This window comes from Pseudomonas sp. PAMC 29040 (assembly GCF_003994535.1).
Taxonomy (GTDB): Bacteria; Pseudomonadota; Gammaproteobacteria; order Pseudomonadales; family Pseudomonadaceae; genus Aquipseudomonas; species Aquipseudomonas paraversuta.
The window spans coordinates 22518-40240 of sequence record NZ_RZAA01000014.1; the positions used below are offsets into that span (position 1 = coordinate 22518).

Annotated in this window: 27 protein-coding genes; 26 read left to right on the forward strand and 1 reads right to left on the reverse strand. The window is 54.9% G+C overall.

Translation table 11 applies throughout. The annotated features are described in order from the left end of the window. Positions 1-13: 13 nt before the first annotated feature. From rpsS to bfr, 25 genes are all read left to right on the forward strand, one after another. Entirely contained in the window at positions 14-289 is a 276-nt protein-coding gene (gene rpsS, locus WG29040_RS21530; protein WP_003232420.1) for a 30S ribosomal protein S19, read from the forward strand. A gap of 13 nt (positions 290-302) precedes the next feature. After that, entirely contained in the window at positions 303-635 is a 333-nt protein-coding gene (gene rplV / locus WG29040_RS21535) for a 50S ribosomal protein L22 (protein ID WP_003444373.1), read from the forward strand. Positions 636-648: 13 nt separating this feature from the next. Then, positions 649-1335, forward strand: coding sequence for a 30S ribosomal protein S3 (rpsC, locus tag WG29040_RS21540; RefSeq protein WP_003176422.1), 687 nt, complete (start codon positions 649-651; stop codon positions 1333-1335). A gap of 12 nt (positions 1336-1347) precedes the next feature. Continuing rightward, the gene (rplP, locus tag WG29040_RS21545; protein ID WP_003444372.1) at positions 1348-1761 is read left to right on the forward strand and encodes a 50S ribosomal protein L16; all 414 of its coding nucleotides are present in this window, start codon (positions 1348-1350) and stop codon (positions 1759-1761) included. Then, a complete protein-coding gene (gene rpmC, locus WG29040_RS21550; protein ID WP_003444371.1) occupies positions 1761-1952 on the forward strand; it encodes a 50S ribosomal protein L29 in 192 nt (63 codons plus the stop codon). The genes rplP and rpmC overlap by 1 nt, the downstream gene beginning before the upstream one ends. A gap of 2 nt (positions 1953-1954) precedes the next feature. After that, positions 1955-2221, forward strand: coding sequence for a 30S ribosomal protein S17 (gene rpsQ / locus WG29040_RS21555; RefSeq protein ID WP_003444370.1), 267 nt, complete (start codon positions 1955-1957; stop codon positions 2219-2221). 23 nt (positions 2222-2244) lie between these two features. Continuing rightward, positions 2245-2613 (forward strand): 50S ribosomal protein L14, encoded by a 369-nt coding sequence (rplN, locus tag WG29040_RS21560; RefSeq protein WP_002555479.1) that lies wholly within the window; start codon positions 2245-2247, stop codon positions 2611-2613. An 11-nt stretch (positions 2614-2624) separates the two neighbouring features. Next, on the forward strand, positions 2625-2939 hold the full coding sequence (rplX, locus tag WG29040_RS21565) for a 50S ribosomal protein L24 (protein WP_003444369.1): 315 nt from the start codon (positions 2625-2627) through the stop codon (positions 2937-2939). A 22-nt stretch (positions 2940-2961) separates the two neighbouring features. Then, positions 2962-3501 carry a 50S ribosomal protein L5 gene (rplE, locus tag WG29040_RS21570; RefSeq protein WP_003444368.1) on the forward strand — a complete coding sequence of 180 codons (540 nt, stop codon included), beginning with the start codon at positions 2962-2964 and terminating at the stop codon, positions 3499-3501. Positions 3502-3514: 13 nt separating this feature from the next. Then, positions 3515-3820, forward strand: coding sequence for a 30S ribosomal protein S14 (gene rpsN, locus WG29040_RS21575; RefSeq protein ID WP_003444367.1), 306 nt, complete (start codon positions 3515-3517; stop codon positions 3818-3820). Positions 3821-4032: 212 nt separating this feature from the next. After that, positions 4033-4425, forward strand: coding sequence for a 30S ribosomal protein S8 (gene rpsH, locus WG29040_RS21580; protein ID WP_003444366.1), 393 nt, complete (start codon positions 4033-4035; stop codon positions 4423-4425). 12 nt (positions 4426-4437) lie between these two features. Beyond that, positions 4438-4971 (forward strand): 50S ribosomal protein L6, encoded by a 534-nt coding sequence (gene rplF / locus WG29040_RS21585; protein WP_003444365.1) that lies wholly within the window; start codon positions 4438-4440, stop codon positions 4969-4971. A 10-nt stretch (positions 4972-4981) separates the two neighbouring features. Beyond that, a complete protein-coding gene (gene rplR, locus WG29040_RS21590; protein WP_003444364.1) occupies positions 4982-5332 on the forward strand; it encodes a 50S ribosomal protein L18 in 351 nt (116 codons plus the stop codon). Positions 5333-5335: 3 nt separating this feature from the next. After that, on the forward strand, positions 5336-5836 hold the full coding sequence (rpsE, locus tag WG29040_RS21595) for a 30S ribosomal protein S5 (protein ID WP_003186035.1): 501 nt from the start codon (positions 5336-5338) through the stop codon (positions 5834-5836). Between the two features lie 2 nt (positions 5837-5838). Beyond that, positions 5839-6015: a 50S ribosomal protein L30 gene (rpmD, locus tag WG29040_RS21600; RefSeq protein ID WP_003444363.1), complete on the forward strand. Its 177-nt coding sequence runs from the start codon at positions 5839-5841 to the stop codon at positions 6013-6015. A 3-nt stretch (positions 6016-6018) separates the two neighbouring features. Then, positions 6019-6456, forward strand: a complete 438-nt coding sequence (gene rplO, locus WG29040_RS21605) for a 50S ribosomal protein L15 (RefSeq protein WP_003444362.1) — start codon at positions 6019-6021, stop codon at positions 6454-6456. Continuing rightward, positions 6457-7785 carry a preprotein translocase subunit SecY gene (secY, locus tag WG29040_RS21610; protein ID WP_003444361.1) on the forward strand — a complete coding sequence of 443 codons (1329 nt, stop codon included), beginning with the start codon at positions 6457-6459 and terminating at the stop codon, positions 7783-7785. 28 nt (positions 7786-7813) lie between these two features. Continuing rightward, positions 7814-7930 (forward strand): 50S ribosomal protein L36, encoded by a 117-nt coding sequence (gene rpmJ, locus WG29040_RS21615; protein ID WP_002555468.1) that lies wholly within the window; start codon positions 7814-7816, stop codon positions 7928-7930. Positions 7931-8059: 129 nt separating this feature from the next. After that, positions 8060-8416: a 30S ribosomal protein S13 gene (gene rpsM / locus WG29040_RS21620; RefSeq protein ID WP_003444360.1), complete on the forward strand. Its 357-nt coding sequence runs from the start codon at positions 8060-8062 to the stop codon at positions 8414-8416. Between the two features lie 30 nt (positions 8417-8446). Continuing rightward, positions 8447-8836 carry a 30S ribosomal protein S11 gene (rpsK, locus tag WG29040_RS21625; protein ID WP_002555466.1) on the forward strand — a complete coding sequence of 130 codons (390 nt, stop codon included), beginning with the start codon at positions 8447-8449 and terminating at the stop codon, positions 8834-8836. Between the two features lie 18 nt (positions 8837-8854). Continuing rightward, entirely contained in the window at positions 8855-9475 is a 621-nt protein-coding gene (gene rpsD, locus WG29040_RS21630; RefSeq protein ID WP_003444359.1) for a 30S ribosomal protein S4, read from the forward strand. A gap of 22 nt (positions 9476-9497) precedes the next feature. Beyond that, entirely contained in the window at positions 9498-10499 is a 1002-nt protein-coding gene (gene rpoA / locus WG29040_RS21635) for a DNA-directed RNA polymerase subunit alpha (protein WP_003176403.1), read from the forward strand. 42 nt (positions 10500-10541) lie between these two features. Beyond that, the gene (rplQ, locus tag WG29040_RS21640) at positions 10542-10928 is read left to right on the forward strand and encodes a 50S ribosomal protein L17 (RefSeq protein ID WP_003444357.1); all 387 of its coding nucleotides are present in this window, start codon (positions 10542-10544) and stop codon (positions 10926-10928) included. Positions 10929-11101: 173 nt separating this feature from the next. Then, positions 11102-12550: a catalase gene (locus WG29040_RS21645; protein ID WP_003444355.1), complete on the forward strand. Its 1449-nt coding sequence runs from the start codon at positions 11102-11104 to the stop codon at positions 12548-12550. A gap of 155 nt (positions 12551-12705) precedes the next feature. Further along, on the forward strand, positions 12706-13170 hold the full coding sequence (bfr, locus tag WG29040_RS21650; protein ID WP_003444336.1) for a bacterioferritin: 465 nt from the start codon (positions 12706-12708) through the stop codon (positions 13168-13170). Positions 13171-13292: 122 nt separating this feature from the next. Here the strand turns inward: bfr and uvrA are convergent, their stop codons facing one another. Further along, a complete protein-coding gene (uvrA, locus tag WG29040_RS21655; protein WP_003444334.1) occupies positions 13293-16127 on the reverse strand; it encodes an excinuclease ABC subunit UvrA in 2835 nt (944 codons plus the stop codon). 197 nt (positions 16128-16324) lie between these two features. On the opposite strand from uvrA, the gene WG29040_RS21660 reads away from it, so the two are divergent. Beyond that, entirely contained in the window at positions 16325-17716 is a 1392-nt protein-coding gene (locus WG29040_RS21660) for an MFS transporter (RefSeq protein ID WP_003444333.1), read from the forward strand. Positions 17717-17723 lie beyond the last annotated feature (7 nt).

The window sequence follows — 17723 nt, forward strand, 5'->3', positions numbered from 1 at the left end:
GAGGGATACGACAGTGCCACGTTCTCTGAAAAAAGGTCCTTTTATTGATCTTCACCTACTGAAGAAGATCGAAGTGGCGGCGGAAAAGAACGATCGCAAACCGGTGAAAACCTGGTCGCGCCGTTCTATGATCCTGCCACAAATGGTCGGTCTGACCATCGCTGTGCATAACGGTCGTCTTCATGTCCCAGTTCTTGTGAACGAAGACATGGTTGGCCATAAACTAGGCGAGTTTGCCGGTACCCGCACTTATCGTGGGCACGTGGCAGACAAGAAAGCCAAGCGTTAAGGGGTAAGGAACGATGGAAGTAGCCGCTAAGTTGTCGGGCGCTCGAATCTCCGCCCAGAAAGCCCGCTTGGTCGCCGACCAGATCCGCGGGAAGAAGGTGGGCGAAGCGCTCAACCTGTTGGCTTTCAGCAACAAGAAAGCCGCCGAGATCATCAAGAAAGTGCTGGAGTCGGCCGTAGCCAACGCCGAGCATAACGAAGGCGCAGACGTTGACGACCTTAAAGTCGCTACCGTTTTCGTCAACGAAGGGCGTTCGCTGAAGCGCATCATGCCGCGTGCCAAAGGCCGCGCTGATCGCATCGTCAAGCGGTCTTGCCATATCACTGTCAAGGTTGCTGACAAGTAACGGAGTCGAAGAGATGGGTCAGAAAGTACATCCCATTGGCATTCGCCTGGGAATCGTCAAGGAGCACACCTCCGTCTGGTACGCAGACGGCCGGACTTATGCGGACTATTTGTTCGCTGATCTGAAGGTGCGTGAATACCTCCAAGACAAACTAAAAAGCGCGTCCGTAAGCCGTATCGATATCCATCGTCCGGCTCAGACTGCACGTATCACCATCCACACTGCTCGTCCTGGTATCGTTATCGGGAAGAAAGGTGAAGATGTTGAGAAACTGCGTCAGGACCTGACCAAGCAAATGGGTGTGCCTGTGCACATCAATATCGAAGAGATCCGCAAGCCGGAACTCGACGGTATGCTGGTTGCGCAGAGCGTAGCTCAGCAGCTGGAGCGTCGTGTAATGTTCCGTCGCGCGATGAAACGCGCTGTACAGAACGCTATGCGCATTGGTGCCAAAGGCATCAAAATCCAAGTGAGCGGTCGTCTCGGCGGTGCTGAAATCGCACGTACTGAATGGTATCGCGAAGGTCGTGTGCCACTGCACACCCTGCGTGCCGACATCGACTATGCCAACTACGAAGCTCACACCACTTACGGTGTGATCGGTGTAAAGGTTTGGATCTTCAAAGGCGAAGTAATTGGTGGTCGCCAAGAAGAACTGAAGCCACAAGCACCAGCGCCTCGTAAAAAAGCTGCTAAGTAAGGGGTACGCCAAATGTTACAACCTAAGCGTACGAAGTTCCGCAAGCAGATGACAGGCCACAACCGTGGCTTGGCATTGCGCGGTAGCAAAGTCAGCTTCGGCGAATATGCGCTGAAGTCTGTTGCTCGTGGTCGTCTCACCGCTCGTCAGATCGAATCAGCGCGTCGTGCACTGACCCGTCACGTTAAGCGTGGCGGTAAGATCTGGATCCGTGTATTCCCGGACAAGCCTGTAACCAAAAAGCCACTCGAAGTTCGGATGGGTAAAGGTAAGGGTAACGTGGAATATTGGGTTGCCCAGATTCAGCCAGGCAAAGTCCTGTATGAAATCGAGGGTGTTACTGAAGAGCTGGCGCGTGAGGCTTTCGCCCTGGCTGCTGCAAAGCTGCCGCTCGCCACCTCCTTTGTTAAACGGACGGTGATGTGATGAAAGCGAATGAACTTCGTGAAAAATCCGCACAGCAGCTGAACGAGCAACTGCTCGGCTTGCTGCGCGACCAGTTCAATCTGCGCATGCAGAAAGCAACTGGCCAGTTGGGGCAGTCGCATCTGCTCTCGCAAGTTAAGCGTGACATCGCTCGCGTGAAGACTGTGCTCAAACAGCAGGCAGGTAAGTAATCATGGCTGAAGCCGAAAAAACTGTCCGTACGCTGACTGGCCGTGTTGTCAGCGACAAGATGGACAAGACCATCACCGTACTGATCGAGCGTCGCGTTAAGCACCCGATCTACGGTAAATATGTTAAGCGTTCGACTAAGCTGCACGCGCACGACGAAACCAATCAGTGCCACATCGGCGACAAGGTCACTATTCGTGAAACTCGTCCGCTGGCCAAGACCAAGTCTTGGGCATTGGTTGATATTCTCGAACGCGCTGTGGAAGTCTAAGGACTAGGGGTCGGAGAAATTATATGATTCAGACTCAATCCATGCTCGATGTGGCCGATAACAGCGGCGCACGCCGCGTTATGTGCATCAAGGTGCTGGGTGGCTCCCATCGTCGTTACGCTGGTATCGGTGACATCATCAAAGTTACCGTGAAGGAAGCAATTCCTCGCGGTAAAGTGAAAAAAGGCCAAGTGATGACTGCTGTTGTAGTCCGCACTCGTCACGGCGTACGTCGTGCTGATGGCTCCATTATCCGCTTTGATGGCAACGCTGCTGTTCTTCTGAACAACAAGCAAGAGCCGATCGGCACCCGTATCTTTGGGCCAGTGACCCGTGAACTTCGTACTGAGAAGTTCATGAAGATCGTCTCGCTCGCCCCAGAAGTGCTGTAAGGAGATCCGACATGCAAAAGATTCGTCGTGACGACGAGATCATCGTGATCGCCGGCAAAGACAAAGGTAAGCGCGGTAAGGTGCTTAAGGTTCTCGCTAACAACCGTTTGGTTATTGGCGGTCTGAACCTGGTTAAGCGTCATACCAAGCCTAACCCTATGTCGGGCGTGCAAGGCGGTATCGTCGAAAAAGAAGCTCCACTGGACGCTTCTAACGTCGCCATCTTCAACGGCGAAACCAACAAGGCTGACCGCGTTGGTTTCAAAGTAGAAGAAGGCAAGAAAATTCGTGTCTTCAAGTCGACCCAAAAAGCGGTTGATGCTTGAACACTGCTAGGTAGATAAGACCATGGCACGACTAAAAGAGATTTACCGGAAGGAAATCGCTCCGAAACTTAAGGAAGAACTTAAGCTTTCGAACGTGATGGAAGTTCCGCGCGTTACCAAAATCACCCTGAACATGGGTTTGGGCGAAGCGATCGGTGATAAGAAAATCATCGAGCACGCTGTAGCTGATTTGGAAAAGATCACGGGTCAAAAATGTGTTGTGACCTACGCTCGCAAGTCCATCGCAGGCTTTAAAGTTCGCGAAGGCTGGCCGATCGGCGTTAAAGTTACTCTGCGCCGTGAGCGTATGTACGAATTCCTGGATCGTCTGCTGTCGATCTCCCTGCCTCGGGTACGCGACTTCCGCGGCCTGAATGCCAAGTCCTTCGATGGTCGTGGTAACTACAGCATGGGCGTGAAAGAGCAGATCATCTTCCCGGAAATCGACTACGACAAGATCGATGCCCTTCGCGGTCTGGACATTACCCTGACCACCACTGCTCGGACAGATGATGAAGGTCGCGCCTTGTTGCGTGCTTTCAAATTCCCGTTCCGCAACTGATTGGAGTAGGAAAATGGCCAAGATGAGCATGAAAAACCGCGAGCTGAAGCGTCAGCTCACGGTTGCCAAGTTCGCCAAGAAGCGTGCAGCACTGAAAGCCATCATCGTGGATCTGAACGCAAGTCCAGAAGCACGTTGGGAAGCTCAGGTAGCTCTGCAGAAGCAGCCACGTGACGCAAGCGCTGCGCGCATGCGTAACCGCTGCCGCCTGACTGGTCGTCCGCATGGTGTTTACCGCAAGTTCGGCCTTGGCCGTAACAAATTGCGTGAAGCAGCAATGCGCGGTGACGTACCAGGTCTGGTTAAAGCCAGCTGGTAAGGCGTACAGGCAAAGTTGTCACTGTCAGGATCGCAAGATCCTGACAGTCGGTGACCTTGAATATGAATCAAGCCCCTATTGGGGCTTGATTCATTTCTGGCGTGTGTCTAGAATGACCGGCTCGCCTGAGCCCGTGCTTTTTAAGCATTGAGTCACTCGGCGACAGATGTAGCCGCGAGGCTAATTATTTTTGTAACAGGAGCGTCTAGCCCATGAGTATGCAGGACCCGTTAGCGGACATGCTAACTCGAATCCGTAATGCCCAGATGGCTGAAAAGTCCGTCGTAAGCATGCCATCTTCCACGTTGAAGGTAGCTGTAGCCAAAGTTCTCAAAGACGAAGGTTACATCGCGGATTATCAGATCAGCAGCGAAATCAAACCACTGCTGTCTATCGAGCTGAAATACTTCGAAGGCCGTTCGGTTATCGAAGAAGTGAAGCGCGTTAGCCGTCCAGGCCTGCGTCAGTACAAGTCCTCCGAAGATCTGCCGAAAGTTCGTGGCGGTCTTGGTGTGTCTATCGTCTCCACCAGCAAAGGTGTGATGACGGATCGTGCTGCGCGCGCTGCCGGTGTCGGCGGCGAAGTTCTTTGCACTGTGTTCTAAGGGGGGATAAGCATGTCACGCGTCGCTAAGAACCCCGTTAAGCTGCCAGCTGGTGTCGAAGTAAAATTCGCCGGCCAACAGCTTTCGGTGAAGGGTGCCAAGGGCACTCTAGAACTGAACATCCATTCGTCCGTTGAGATCGTTGAAGAAGCTGGTGAGCTGCGTTTCGCTGCTCGCAATGGCGATCAACAAACTCGCGCAATGGCTGGTACCACTCGTGCGTTGGTAAACAACATGGTCCAAGGCGTAAGCCAAGGCTTCGAGCGCAAGCTCCAGCTGGTCGGTGTTGGTTACAAAGCGCAAGCAAAAGGCACAGTGCTGAACCTGGCTCTTGGCTTCTCGCACCCAGTGGATTACGAACTGCCGGAAGGCATCACCGCTGAGACTCCTAGCCAAACCGATATCCTGATCCGGGGTATTGATAAGCAGCTGGTAGGTCAGGTGGCCGCTGAGATCCGCGGTTTCCGTCCGCCAGAGCCTTATAAAGGTAAGGGTGTACGTTACGCGGACGAAGTCGTCCGTCGTAAAGAAGCCAAGAAGAAGTAGGGCATAGCAAATGACCGACAAAAAAGTTACTCGCCTGCGTCGCGCTCGCAAAGCACGTCTGAAAATGCACGAACTCGAAGTCGTGCGTCTCTGCGTGTTCCGCTCGTCGCAGCATATATACGCCCAGGTCATCTCGGCCGACGGCAGCAAAGTCCTGGCAAGTGCCTCGACTTTGGACAAAGAACTGCGTGATGCTGCTACTGGCAACATCGACGCGGCCACAAAGGTTGGCCAGCTGGTCGCTACGCGTGCAAAAGCCGCTGGCGTCTCGCAGGTGGCTTTCGACCGCTCTGGCTTCAAGTACCACGGCCGCGTGAAAGCGCTGGCTGAGGCTGCTCGTGAAGCTGGGCTGGAGTTCTAAGTTATGTCAAATAACGACCAAAAGCGCGACGAAGGCTACATTGAGAAGCTGGTTCAAGTTAACCGCGTAGCCAAAACCGTTAAAGGCGGCCGTATCTTCACTTTCACCGCGTTGACCGTGGTTGGTGATGGTAAAGGGCGCGTTGGCTTCGGCCGTGGCAAGTCACGTGAAGTGCCTGCTGCGATCCAGAAGGCAATGGAAGCTGCTCGCCGCAACATGATCCAAGTTGACCTGAACGGCACAACTCTGCAGTACGCAATGAAGTCCGCTCATGGCGCTTCGAAGGTGTACATGCAGCCTGCTTCTGAAGGTACCGGTATCATCGCTGGCGGCGCTATGCGTGCTGTCCTCGAAGTTGCTGGCGTTCAGAACGTTCTGGCCAAGTGCTACGGCTCGACTAACCCGGTAAACGTGGTTCACGCCACTTTCAAGGGTTTGAAGGCTATGCAGTCTCCTGAGTCTATTGCCGCTAAGCGTGGCAAAAGCGTTAAGGAGATCTTCTGATCATGGCTACCGTTAAAGTAACGCTGATCAAAAGCATGACCGGCCGCATCCCTAATCACAAACTGTGCATTAAGGGTCTGGGTCTGCGTCGCATCGGTCACACTGTAGAAGTACTTGATACTCCCGAGAATCGCGGGATGATCAACAAGGCTTACTACATGCTGCGTGTAGAGGGTTAATCGATGAAACTCAATGATCTGAGTCCAGCGCCGGGTTCCCGTCGCGAAAAGCATCGTCCGGGCCGTGGTATCGGTAGCGGTTTGGGTAAGACTGGTGGCCGTGGTCACAAAGGTCAGTCCTCCCGTTCCGGTGGCACAATTGCTCCAGGCTTTGAAGGCGGTCAACAGCCGCTGCATCGCCGTCTGCCTAAGTTCGGTTTCGTTTCCCTGAAAGCCATGGATCGCGCAGAAGTGCGTTTGTCCGAGCTGGCTAAAGTGGAAGGCGACATCGTTACTGTGCAGACCCTGAAAGATGCCAACGTGATCAACGTCAACGTACTGCGTGTGAAAATCATGCTGTCCGGTGAAGTTACTCGCGCTGTCACAATCGGCAAGGGAATCGGCGCCACCAAAGGTGCGCGTTCGGCTATCGAAGCAGCTGGCGGCAAGTTCGAGGAATAAATGGCTAAGCAAGGTGCTCTCTCAGCGCTCAGCAAAGGCGGGTTATCCGAGCTCTGGGCTCGTCTGCGTTTTCTATTCCTGGCGATTATCGTCTACCGAATAGGCGCACACATCCCAGTTCCAGGTATTAACCCGGACCGGTTGGCGGACCTGTTTCGACAGAATGAGGGGACCATTCTTAGCTTGTTCAACATGTTTTCCGGCGGCGCGCTGGAGCGGATGAGTATTTTTGCGCTGGGGATCATGCCGTACATTTCGGCATCGATCATCATGCAGCTTATGTCCGCTGTCAGCCCGCAGCTGGAGCAGTTGAAGAAGGAAGGTGAAGCTGGTCGTCGCAAGATAAGCCAGTACACCCGCTACCTCACTGTCGCTCTTGCTCTTGTTCAGGCTATTGGCATGTCCATAGGTCTGGCAGGGCAAGGCGTAGCGTTCACTGGTGACCTGGGCTTCCATTTCGTTGCAGTAACCACTTTTGTGGCTGGTGCAATGTTCATGATGTGGCTGGGTGAGCAGATTACTGAGCGTGGTGTTGGCAACGGTATCTCGATGTTGATTTTTTCGGGTATCGTCGCCGGTCTTCCGAGAGCAATTGGGCAGTCTTTCGAGTCTGCGCGTCAGGGCGATATCAATATCTTCGCTCTGGTTGCTATCGGTTTGCTGGCAGTAGCGATTATCGGTTTCGTGGTGTTCATTGAGCGTGGTCAGCGTCGTATTGCTGTTCACTACGCCAAGCGTCAGCAGGGCCGCAAGGTGTTTGCTGCGCAGACTAGCCACCTACCGCTGAAAGTGAATATGGCCGGTGTTATTCCGGCTATTTTTGCGAGCAGCATTTTGCTGTTCCCGGCTTCGCTGGGTGCCTGGTTCGGTCAGTCTGAAGGTATGGGCTGGTTGCAGGACATCTCGCAGTCGATCGCTCCTGGTCAGCCGTTGAATATTCTGCTGTTTAGTGCAGGGATTATTTTCTTCTGCTTCTTCTATACGGCGTTGATGTTCAATCCGAAAGACGTAGCGGAAAACCTGAAGAAGTCCGGTGCCTTTATTCCGGGTATCCGTCCAGGTGAGCAGTCGGCGCGCTATATTGATGGCGTTTTGACTCGTTTGACTCTGTTCGGTGCTCTTTATATGACGGCCGTATGTCTGTTGCCCCAGTTCCTGGTGGTTGCGGCAAACGTTCCGTTCTACCTTGGCGGGACCTCGTTGCTGATCGTGGTCGTGGTTGTTATGGACTTCATGTCCCAAGTACAATCGCACCTCGTTTCGCACCAGTACGAATCCCTGATGAAGAAAGCCAACCTGAAGGGCTACGGCAGCGGCATGCTTCGCTGAAGTACCCATAAGGTGAGAGGAGTTGGTGATGAAAGTTCGTGCATCGGTGAAAAAGCTGTGCCGTAACTGCAAGATTATTCGCCGCGAAGGTGTTGTTCGGGTAATTTGCAGCGCGGAACCACGTCACAAACAGCGCCAAGGCTGAGTGTGATCTGTTTGAAGCCCAGCAGCTAGTGCGCTGCTGGGTTGATTATTTGTTATTACAGCGATATTATCTCGCGCCCTATTTCTTGGCTTCCGGGGCGTAGGTAGCTGTCAATTGGAGTCCCACTGAATGGCCCGTATTGCAGGCGTTAACATTCCAGATAACAAGCACACTGTTATCTCGCTGACCTACATCTTTGGTGTTGGTCGCACTACTGCGCAGAAAATTTGCGCAGAGACTGGGGTAAACCCAGCCGCTAAGATCAAAGATCTGAGCGACGAGCAGATTGAGTTGCTGCGTGGCGAAGTGGCAAAGTTCACCACTGAAGGTGACCTGCGTCGTGAAGTCAACATGAAAATCAAACGCTTGATGGATTTGGGCTGCTACCGCGGTCTGCGCCATCGTCGTGGTCTTCCAGTACGCGGTCAGCGTACCAAGACCAACGCGCGTACTCGCAAAGGTCCGCGTAAGCCGATCCGCAAGTAATCGCACCAGCGAATCGACAGGAATTTAGTCATGGCAAAACCTGCTGCTCGTCCTCGTAAAAAAGTCAAAAAGACAGTGGTTGATGGCATCGCCCACATCCACGCGTCTTTCAACAACACAATCGTGACCATCACCGACCGTCAGGGTAACGCGCTTTCTTGGGCTACCTCCGGTGGTTCGGGTTTCCGCGGTTCTCGCAAGTCCACCCCGTTCGCTGCTCAAGTAGCTGCTGAACGTGCTGGTCAAGCTGCGCTGGAATATGGCCTGAAAAACCTTGACGTTAACGTTAAAGGTCCAGGTCCAGGTCGTGAGTCCGCTGTCCGTGCTTTGAACGGCTGTGGCTATAAGATCGCCAGCATCACCGACGTGACGCCAATCCCGCACAACGGGTGCCGTCCGCCGAAGAAGCGCCGCGTGTAATCCAGGAGACTGTAAAGAATGGCTCGTTACATTGGTCCAAAATGCAAACTGGCACGTCGTGAAGGCACCGATCTCTTCTTGAAGAGTGGTGTGCGCGCTATCGAATCGAAGTGCAATATTGAAGCTGCTCCAGGCATCCACGGCCAACGCCGCGGTCGCCAATCCGACTACGGCACCCAACTGCGTGAAAAGCAGAAGGTCCGTCGTATCTACGGCGTTCTCGAGCGTCAGTTCAGCGGCTACTACAAACAAGCTGCTGGCAAGAAAGGTGCAACTGGCGAAAACCTGTTGCAACTGCTCGAATGCCGCCTGGATAACGTCGTATACCGTATGGGTTTCGGTTCTACTCGTGCCGAATCCCGTCAGTTGGTATCGCACAAGTCGATCAGCGTAAACGGTCAGACCGTTAACGTTCCGTCTTACCAGGTACGTGCTGGTGACGTGGTCGCTATCCGCGAGAAAGCAAAGAACCAGCTTCGCATTGTCCAAGCTCTCGATCTGTGTGCCCAACGTGGCCGCGTAGAATGGGTAGAAGTAGACACTGAGAAGAAGTCGGGCGTTTTCAAGAACGTTCCTGCTCGCAGTGATCTGTCCGCCGACATCAACGAAAGCCTGATTGTCGAGCTCTACTCCAAGTAAGGGCTAGAAAATAGGTGCATCCATGCAGATTTCGGTAAATGAGTTCCTGACACCTCGCCATATTGATGTGCAAGTTGTCAGTCCAACCCGCGCTAAAATCACACTCGAGCCTCTCGAGCGTGGTTTTGGCCACACCCTGGGCAACGCGCTGCGACGCATCCTGTTGTCCTCAATGCCAGGCTGTGCAGTAGTCGAGGCCGAGATTGATGGTGTGCTCCACGAGTACAGCGCCATCGAAGGTGTACAGGAAGACGTAATTGAAATCCTGTTGAACCTTAAAGGTCTGGCTATCAAGCTGCACGGCCGTGACGAAGTTACGCTGACCTTGTCGAAGAAGGGTTCGGGGGTGGTTACCGCTGCCGATATTCAGCTGGATCATGATGTCGAGATCGTTAATCCCGATCACGTAATCGCCAACCTGGCGTCTAACGGCGCCTTGAACATGAAGCTCACTGTAGCTCGTGGTCGTGGTTATGAACCAGCAGACTCGCGTCAGAGCGATGAAGACGAAAGCCGCAGCATTGGTCGCTTGCAGCTTGACTCTTCGTTCAGCCCGGTTCGCCGTATCGCATACGTGGTGGAAAACGCCCGTGTCGAGCAGCGTACTAACCTGGACAAGCTGGTTATTGATCTGGAGACCAACGGTACACTGGATCCTGAAGAGGCTATTCGTCGTGCTGCAACCATCCTGCAACAGCAGTTGGCTGCATTCGTCGACCTCAAAGGTGACAGCGAACCAGTGGTTATCGAACAGGAAGACGAGATCGATCCGATCCTGCTTCGTCCGGTTGACGATCTGGAACTGACCGTGCGTTCGGCCAACTGCCTTAAGGCGGAGAACATTTACTACATCGGTGACCTGATTCAGCGCACCGAAGTAGAACTGTTGAAGACTCCGAACCTGGGCAAGAAATCCTTGACTGAAATCAAGGACGTTCTGGCCTCCCGTGGTCTGTCCCTCGGCATGCGCCTCGACAACTGGCCGCCTGCAAGTCTTAAGAAGGACGACAAGGCGACTGCCTGATCGTCGTAATCACCGAACGTTGTGTTTGGTAAGGAATGAACCATGCGTCATCGTAAAAGTGGTCGTCACCTGAGCCGCACTAGCTCCCACCGCAAGGCTATGTTTCAAAACATGGCAGTGTCGTTGTTTGAGCACGAGCTGATCAAAACGACTCTGCCGAAAGCCAAAGAATTGCGTCGCGTTGCTGAGCCGCTGATTACTCTGGCCAAGAATGATTGTCTGGCTAACCGCCGTCTGGCATTCGACCGTACGCGTTCGAAAGCCATCGTTGGTAAGCTGTTCAACGATCTGGGCAAGCGTTATGCAACTCGTGAGGGTGGCTACCTGCGCATCCTCAAGTGCGGTTTCCGTGCTGGCGACAACGCGCCTATGGCGTACGTCGAGTTGGTTGATCGTCCAGTTGGCGGTGAAGCTGTATCCGCTGAGTAAGACGTCAGTCTCTACAAAGAACCGGGCCTAGTGCCCGGTTTTTTGTGTCTGATTAATTATTATTTTCTATTGATCGTGATCAATTAATGAATTTGCCCGCGTAGAGTTCATGGTCAATACTCCTCCTCAGCCGATTAGCCGGCAGTACAAAGACTTACTGAGGAAGCAAAAGCATGAGCCAGACCAAAACGCTTACGACCGCCAGCGGCGCTCCAGTTGCTGACAACCAGAATTCTCGTTCTGCTGGCCCCCGTGGCCCATTGTTGCTCGATGATTTTCATCTGATCGAAAAGCTTGCTCACTTCAACCGTGAAAACATTCCGGAGCGTCGTGTCCACGCCAAGGGTTCGGGTGCACATGGCACCTTCACGCTGACCCGTGACATGGCTCAACTCAGCAGCGCCAAGCTGTTCGATACCGTAGGCAAGCAAACCCCGACCTTTCTGCGTTTCTCTACCGTAGGCGGCGAGCGCGGCTCGGCAGACACTGCCCGTGATCCACGTGGTTTTGCCCTCAAGTTCTATACCGAAGAAGGCAACTGGGACATCGTGGGTAACAACACCCCGGTATTCTTCATTCGTGATCCGTTGAAGTTTCCTGACTTTATCCACACCCAAAAACGCCTTCCGCAGAGCAATCTGAAAAGTGCACAGATGATGTGGGATTTCTGGTCACATTCCCCTGAATCCCTGCACCAGGTCACCATCCTGTTTTCCGATCGTGGCATCCCGGATGGCTATCGCCACATGCACGGGTTCGGCAGCCACACCTACAGCCTGATCAATGCGGCCGGTGAGCGTCACTGGGTCAAATGGCACTATAAAACCATGCAAGGCATCAAGAACCTGCCGCCAGCGGAAGCCGAGCGTCTTGCAGGCAGTGATCCGGACTACGCGCAGCGTGATCTGTTTGATGCCATCGAGCGGGGCGATTTCCCGAAATGGCGCGTATGCATGCAAGTCATGACTGAAGCCCAGGCTGCGGCCCACTACGAAAACCCGTTTGACGTGACCAAAACCTGGTCGCAGAAAGAGTTCCCGCTGATTGAAATTGGCGAGCTGGAGTTGAATCGCAATCCGCTTAACTACTTTGCCGAGGTAGAGCAGGCTGCATTTGGTCCAAGCAACATGGTTCCGGGTGTCGGTCTGTCGCCAGATCGCATGCTGCAAGGCCGTGTGTTCGCTTACGCGGATGCCCATCGTTACCGTATAGGCACCAACCACCAGCACTTGCCGATCAACGCTGCGCGGGTGCCTGTGCATAACTACCAGCGCGATGGCTCGATGGCTTTTGGCAACAACGGTGGCGCTGCACCCAACTATGAACCCAACAGCTATGCCGATGCGCCCAAGCAGGCGCCGCAGTATGCAGAGCCGCCTTTGGCCCTGAGTGGCGCGGCCGATCGTTACGATCATCGGGTTGACAGCGATTACTACAGCCACGCCGGTGCGCTGTTCCGTCTGATGAATGACCAGCAGAAAACCCTGCTGATAAACAATATTGCAGGCGCCATGGACGGGGTTACGCCAGATGTTGTGCAGCGTCAGCTGCAGCATTTCTACAACGCCGATCAGGCTTACGGTGACGGTGTTGCCAAAGCACTGGGTGTAAAGGCTAAGTAAGTCTAAGTGAGAAGCAGAACCGCCCTCAATTGGGCGGTTTTTGCGTTATTTAGCTCTGTTTTCTCTACAAATGCAGGATTTTATAGCGATTGAGTCGTGACCTCCCGGTCAGCTTGGTTCAAACTACAGACTTTCAAGCAGGGAGATGTGCGGCGATGCAAGGGCACCCGGACGTAATCGATTATCTCAACACGTTGCTCACCGGCGAGCTGGCTGCACGTGACCAATACTTTGTCCATTCCCGTATGTACGAGGACTGGGGCTTTGCCAAGCTGTACGAGCGTATCAACCACGAAATGGAAGAAGAGGCACAACACGCTGATGCGTTGATGCGCCGGATTCTGATGCTCGAAGGCACTCCGCGCATGCGCCCGGATGATCTGGATGTCGGTACCACAGTGCCTGAGATGTTTGCTGCCGACTTGCGTCTTGAGTACAAGGTTCGCGCAGCCCTCTGCAAGGGCATCGCTCTGTGCGAGCAGCACAAGGATTACGTGAGCCGCGACATGTTGCGCATTCAGCTGGCAGACACTGAAGAAGATCACACCTACTGGCTGGAAAAGCAGTTGGGCCTGATCAAGGCCATCGGCCTGCAAAACTACCTGCAATCGCAGTTCTGACCGACCTCGATCTGTAGGCGCGCACTTGCCCGCGAGCCGTTAAAAGATTGCGAGCAGAAGTCTGACCCATGAAAAAGCCCCTGCCACTTCACAATGGCAGGGGCTTTTTTCATGCCCGGGATTTAATCCCTGTCGCGGATCAGCAGCGGCTTCAAATAGAAGCCTGTATGGGATTGCGCCATCTCAGCCACGTCTTCCGGTGTGCCGACCGCTATGATCTGCCCACCTTTGGAGCCGCCTTCTGGCCCAAGATCCACCAGCCAGTCAGCAGTCTTGATGACGTCCAGGTTGTGTTCGATCACCACCACCGTATTGCCGTGGTCTCGTAGTCGATGCAGCACATCCAGCAATTGCTGGATGTCAGCAAAGTGCAGGCCTGTTGTAGGTTCATCGAGGATATACAGGGTCTTGCCGGTATCGCGCTTGGACAGCTCGCGGGACAGTTTGACCCGTTGCGCCTCGCCGCCTGACAGCGTCGTGGCGGACTGCCCCAGCTTGATGTACGACAGACCTACATCCATCAGTGTCTGCAGCTTGCGCGCCAGCGCAGGCACCGCGTCGAAGAACACACGGGCTTCTTCGATCGTCATCTCCAGCACTTCGTGAATGCTCTTGCCCTTGTATTTGATTTCAAGGGTTTCACGGTTGTAGCGCTTGCTCTTGCACACGTCACAAGGAACATAGATGTCGGGCAGAAAGTGCATTTCCACCTTGATCAGGCCATCGCCCTGACATGCCTCGCAGCGTCCGCCCTTCACGTTGAAGGAGAAACGCCCTGGCCCGTAGCCCCGGGAGCGGGATTCCGGTACGCCGGAAAACAACTCGCGGATAGGCGTGAACAGCCCGGTGTACGTTGCCGGGTTGGAACGAGGGGTACGACCGATCGGGCTCTGGTCGATATCGACCACCTTGTCCAGATGCTCAAGGCCTTTGATGCTGTCGTGCGCCGCGGCCTCCAGGGTGGTCGCGCCATTCAGGGCGGTAGCACTGAGCGGGTAGAGCGTGTTGTTGATCAGCGTCGACTTGCCCGAACCCGAAACCCCGGTCACACAGGTCAGCAGCCCCAGAGGGATTTCCAGATCCACGTTGCGCAAGTTGTTGCCGCGGGCGCCCTTGAGCGACAGCGTCATCTTCTTGTTGCGCGGCGTACGTTTGGCCGGCACGGGAATTTTCACACGGCCCGACAGGTACTTACCGGTCAGCGAATCCGGATGCGCCATCACCTCGGCAGGCGTGCCTTGGGCAACGATGTGTCCGCCATGCACCCCGGCGCCCGGGCCGATATCAACCACATAGTCCGCCAGACGAATCGCATCCTCGTCATGCTCCACCACAATCACTGTGTTGCCGATGTCGCGCAGATGCTTGAGGGTGCCGAGCAGGCGATCGTTATCGCGCTGATGCAGACCGATGGAGGGCTCGTCGAGGATGTACAGCACCCCGACCAGACCTGCGCCGATCTGGCTGGCTAGACGGATACGTTGCGCCTCACCGCCAGACAGGGTGTCAGCACTGCGATCCAGCGACAGATAGTCCAGGCCCACGTTCACCAAAAACTGCAGGCGTTCGCGAATTTCCTTGAGGATCTTGTCGGCGATTTCCCCGCGGCGCCCGGTCAGGCTCAGGGTGCTGAAATACTCGGTTGCATCCCCGATCGGCATATTGGTCACGGCCGGCAGGGTTTTCTCGCCGACCCAGACGTGACGGGCTTCGCGACGCAGGCGGGTACCGCGGCAATCCGGGCAAGACTGAGTGCTCAGGAACTTGGCCAGCTCTTCGCGCACAGTGGCCGATTCGGTTTCGCGATAGCGGCGCTCCAGGTTGGGCACGATGCCTTCAAACGGGTGCGAGCGCTTGACGATATCGCCCCGATCATTCAGATAGCGGAAATCAACGTTATGGGTGCCGCTGCCATACAAAATGACTTTTTGCTTGTCGGCCGGGAGTTCACCGAAGGGCACTTCCAGACTGAAGTCGTAATGCTTGGCCAGCGCCCCGAGCATCTGGAAGTAATAAACGTTACGCCGGTCCCAGCCGCGTATGGCGCCTTCGGCCAGCGTCAGCTCGCCATTGACCAGGCGTTTGATATCGAAAAACTGCTTGACCCCCAAACCGTCACAGGTCGGACACGCCCCGGCGGGGTTGTTGAAGGAAAACAGTTTGGGCTCAAGTTCGCTGATGGCATGGCCGCAGATCGGGCAGGCGAAGCGCGCGGAGAAGATCATCTCTTCGCCCGGCTCGTCGTCCATAGGTGCAACCAGAGCAATGCCGTCGGCCAGCTTCAGCGCGGTCTCGAATGACTCGGCCAGGCGCTGTTGCAGGTCAGGCCGAACCTTGAAGCGGTCAACCACTACATCAATAGTGTGCTTCTTCTGCTTGTCGAGCTTGGGCAGCTCGTCCAGTTCGCAGAGTCTGCCATTGACCCGGGCCCGCACGAAACCTTGAGCGCGCAGCTCTTCAAAAACCGAAAGGTGTTCACCTTTGCGCTCGCGAATCACGGGGGCCAGGAGCATCAGCTTGCTGCCTTCCGGCTGCGCCAGTACCAGGTCGACCATTTGGCTGACGGTTTGGGCTTCAAGCGGGATGTCGTGATCGGGGCAGCGGGGGATGCCTACGCGGGCATACAGCAGGCGCAGGTAATCATAAATTTCGGTGATGGTGCCGACAGTGGAACGCGGGTTATGGGATGTTGATTTCTGCTCGATGGATATCGCCGGTGACAGACCTTCGATGGTATCGACGTCAGGCTTTTCCATCATCGACAAGAACTGCCGGGCATAGGCCGACAGCGACTCGACATAACGGCGTTGGCCTTCAGCGTACAGCGTATCAAACGCCAGGGATGATTTGCCGGAGCCAGACAGTCCGGTGATGACGATCAGCTTGTCCCTGGGCAGGGTCAGGTCGATGTTCTTCAGGTTGTGGGTTCGTGCCCCACGTATCAGGATCTTGTCCACTGCGGCCTCGCTTGGCGGGCATAACGTAAACGAATGAGTATACGGATCTGTACGAAAGCTGTGCAGGCTCTTAATGGCATGTTGGTATTAATGAGCCTTTATAACTTTTACGTGACAAAGCGTCGCGCCTCTCTCGTGTGTGTGCTGTTACTCGATGGGACTGGTAGAATCGCCGCCGGTTCACATGAGGTTATTCCATGCACGATCCCCACAGCGACCGCATGAGTGGTAGCGAGACCCGGGCAGCAAGCGGTCTGGCCCTTGTGTTCGCCTTCCGTATGCTTGGCATGTTTATGGTGTTGCCGGTTCTGGCGACCTATGGGATGGACCTCGCCGGTGCGACGCCAGCCCTGATCGGCCTGGCCATAGGCGCATACGGCCTGACTCAGGCAATTTTTCAGATTCCTTTCGGGGTTATTTCTGACCGTATTGGTCGGCGTCCGGTTATTTACCTTGGGTTGATCGTCTTCGCCCTCGGTAGTGTGCTGGCAGCCAACTCGGACTCGATCTGGGGCGTCATTGCCGGTCGGATCCTGCAGGGTGCAGGCGCAATCTCTGCCGCCGTAATGGCGTTGCTTTCAGACCTCACTCGCGAACAGCACCGCACCAAAGCCATGGCCATGATCGGCATGACCATTGGCTTGTCGTTTGCGGTGGCGATGGTCGTAGGCCCGTTGTTAACCCGGGCCTTCGGGTTGTCGGGCCTGTTCCTGGCCACCGGCGGCATGGCGCTGGTCGGGATCGTCATCGTCATGTTCATGGTGCCGCGCTCAACCGGTACCTTGCAGCACCGCGAGTCGGGGGTCGCCAGGCAGGCATTGCTGCCGACCTTGCGGCACCCTGACCTGCTGCGTCTGGACCTGGGGATTTTCGTACTGCACGCCATGCTGATGTCGAGTTTCATCGCATTGCCGCTGGCGCTGGTCGAAAAAGCCGGCCTGCCCAAAGAGCAACATTGGTGGGTGTACCTGACTGCCTTGCTGATTTCTTTCTTCGCCATGATTCCGTTCATCATCTACGGCGAAAAGAAACGCAAAATGAAACGAGTTTTACTCGGCGCCGTCGTGACGTTGATGCTCACTGAGCTATTCTTCTGGAAGTTCGGCGACAGCTTGCGAGCGTTGGTGATAGGTACCGTGGTGTTTTTCACCGCGTTCAACCTGCTCGAAGCTTCATTGCCTTCGTTGATCAGCAAGGTATCTCCGGCGGGTGGCAAGGGTACGGCGATGGGGGTTTATTCCACCAGTCAGTTCCTCGGTTCGGCACTGGGCGGCATACTCGGCGGCTGGTTATTTCAGCATGGCGGTTTGTCGGTTGTGTTCCTTGGATGCGCAGGTCTGGCTGCACTCTGGCTGGTCTTTGCTGTTACCATGCGTGAACCGCCTTATGTGACAAGCTTGCGCTTGCCGCTATCGCCTGAAGCGCTTCGCGAAGCAGGTCTGGCCGAGCGTTTAAAGGCTGTTACAGGCGTTACAGATGCAGTGGTGGTAGCACAAGAGGCTGCCATTTATATCAAATTGGACACCGAACTATTGGATCGCGCGACACTCGAGCAGTTGGTTAACCCAGCGCCGACGTGCGAAGCCTAGGAGAACG

Excerpts from the sequence above, each read along its gene's own strand:
- rplV (WP_003444373.1), top strand. The coding sequence starts at position 303 with ATGGAAGTAGCCGCTAAGTTGTCGGGCGCTCGAATCTCCGCCCAGAAA.
- rpsC (WP_003176422.1), top strand. The coding sequence starts at position 649 with ATGGGTCAGAAAGTACATCCCATTGGCATTCGCCTGGGAATCGTCAAG.
- rplP (WP_003444372.1), top strand. The coding sequence starts at position 1,348 with ATGTTACAACCTAAGCGTACGAAGTTCCGCAAGCAGATGACAGGCCAC.
- rpmC (WP_003444371.1), top strand. The coding sequence starts at position 1,761 with ATGAAAGCGAATGAACTTCGTGAAAAATCCGCACAGCAGCTGAACGAG.
- rpsQ (WP_003444370.1), top strand. The coding sequence starts at position 1,955 with ATGGCTGAAGCCGAAAAAACTGTCCGTACGCTGACTGGCCGTGTTGTC.
- rplN (WP_002555479.1), top strand. The coding sequence starts at position 2,245 with ATGATTCAGACTCAATCCATGCTCGATGTGGCCGATAACAGCGGCGCA.
- rplX (WP_003444369.1), top strand. The coding sequence starts at position 2,625 with ATGCAAAAGATTCGTCGTGACGACGAGATCATCGTGATCGCCGGCAAA.
- rplE (WP_003444368.1), top strand. The coding sequence starts at position 2,962 with ATGGCACGACTAAAAGAGATTTACCGGAAGGAAATCGCTCCGAAACTT.
- rpsN (WP_003444367.1), top strand. The coding sequence starts at position 3,515 with ATGGCCAAGATGAGCATGAAAAACCGCGAGCTGAAGCGTCAGCTCACG.
- rpsH (WP_003444366.1), top strand. The coding sequence starts at position 4,033 with ATGAGTATGCAGGACCCGTTAGCGGACATGCTAACTCGAATCCGTAAT.
- rplF (WP_003444365.1), top strand. The coding sequence starts at position 4,438 with ATGTCACGCGTCGCTAAGAACCCCGTTAAGCTGCCAGCTGGTGTCGAA.
- rplR (WP_003444364.1), top strand. The coding sequence starts at position 4,982 with ATGACCGACAAAAAAGTTACTCGCCTGCGTCGCGCTCGCAAAGCACGT.
- rpsE (WP_003186035.1), top strand. The coding sequence starts at position 5,336 with ATGTCAAATAACGACCAAAAGCGCGACGAAGGCTACATTGAGAAGCTG.
- rpmD (WP_003444363.1), top strand. The coding sequence starts at position 5,839 with ATGGCTACCGTTAAAGTAACGCTGATCAAAAGCATGACCGGCCGCATC.
- rplO (WP_003444362.1), top strand. The coding sequence starts at position 6,019 with ATGAAACTCAATGATCTGAGTCCAGCGCCGGGTTCCCGTCGCGAAAAG.
- secY (WP_003444361.1), top strand. The coding sequence starts at position 6,457 with ATGGCTAAGCAAGGTGCTCTCTCAGCGCTCAGCAAAGGCGGGTTATCC.
- rpmJ (WP_002555468.1), top strand. The coding sequence starts at position 7,814 with ATGAAAGTTCGTGCATCGGTGAAAAAGCTGTGCCGTAACTGCAAGATT.
- rpsM (WP_003444360.1), top strand. The coding sequence starts at position 8,060 with ATGGCCCGTATTGCAGGCGTTAACATTCCAGATAACAAGCACACTGTT.
- rpsK (WP_002555466.1), top strand. The coding sequence starts at position 8,447 with ATGGCAAAACCTGCTGCTCGTCCTCGTAAAAAAGTCAAAAAGACAGTG.
- rpsD (WP_003444359.1), top strand. The coding sequence starts at position 8,855 with ATGGCTCGTTACATTGGTCCAAAATGCAAACTGGCACGTCGTGAAGGC.
- rpoA (WP_003176403.1), top strand. The coding sequence starts at position 9,498 with ATGCAGATTTCGGTAAATGAGTTCCTGACACCTCGCCATATTGATGTG.
- rplQ (WP_003444357.1), top strand. The coding sequence starts at position 10,542 with ATGCGTCATCGTAAAAGTGGTCGTCACCTGAGCCGCACTAGCTCCCAC.
- WG29040_RS21645 (WP_003444355.1), top strand. The coding sequence starts at position 11,102 with ATGAGCCAGACCAAAACGCTTACGACCGCCAGCGGCGCTCCAGTTGCT.
- bfr (WP_003444336.1), top strand. The coding sequence starts at position 12,706 with ATGCAAGGGCACCCGGACGTAATCGATTATCTCAACACGTTGCTCACC.
- WG29040_RS21660 (WP_003444333.1), top strand. The coding sequence starts at position 16,325 with ATGCACGATCCCCACAGCGACCGCATGAGTGGTAGCGAGACCCGGGCA.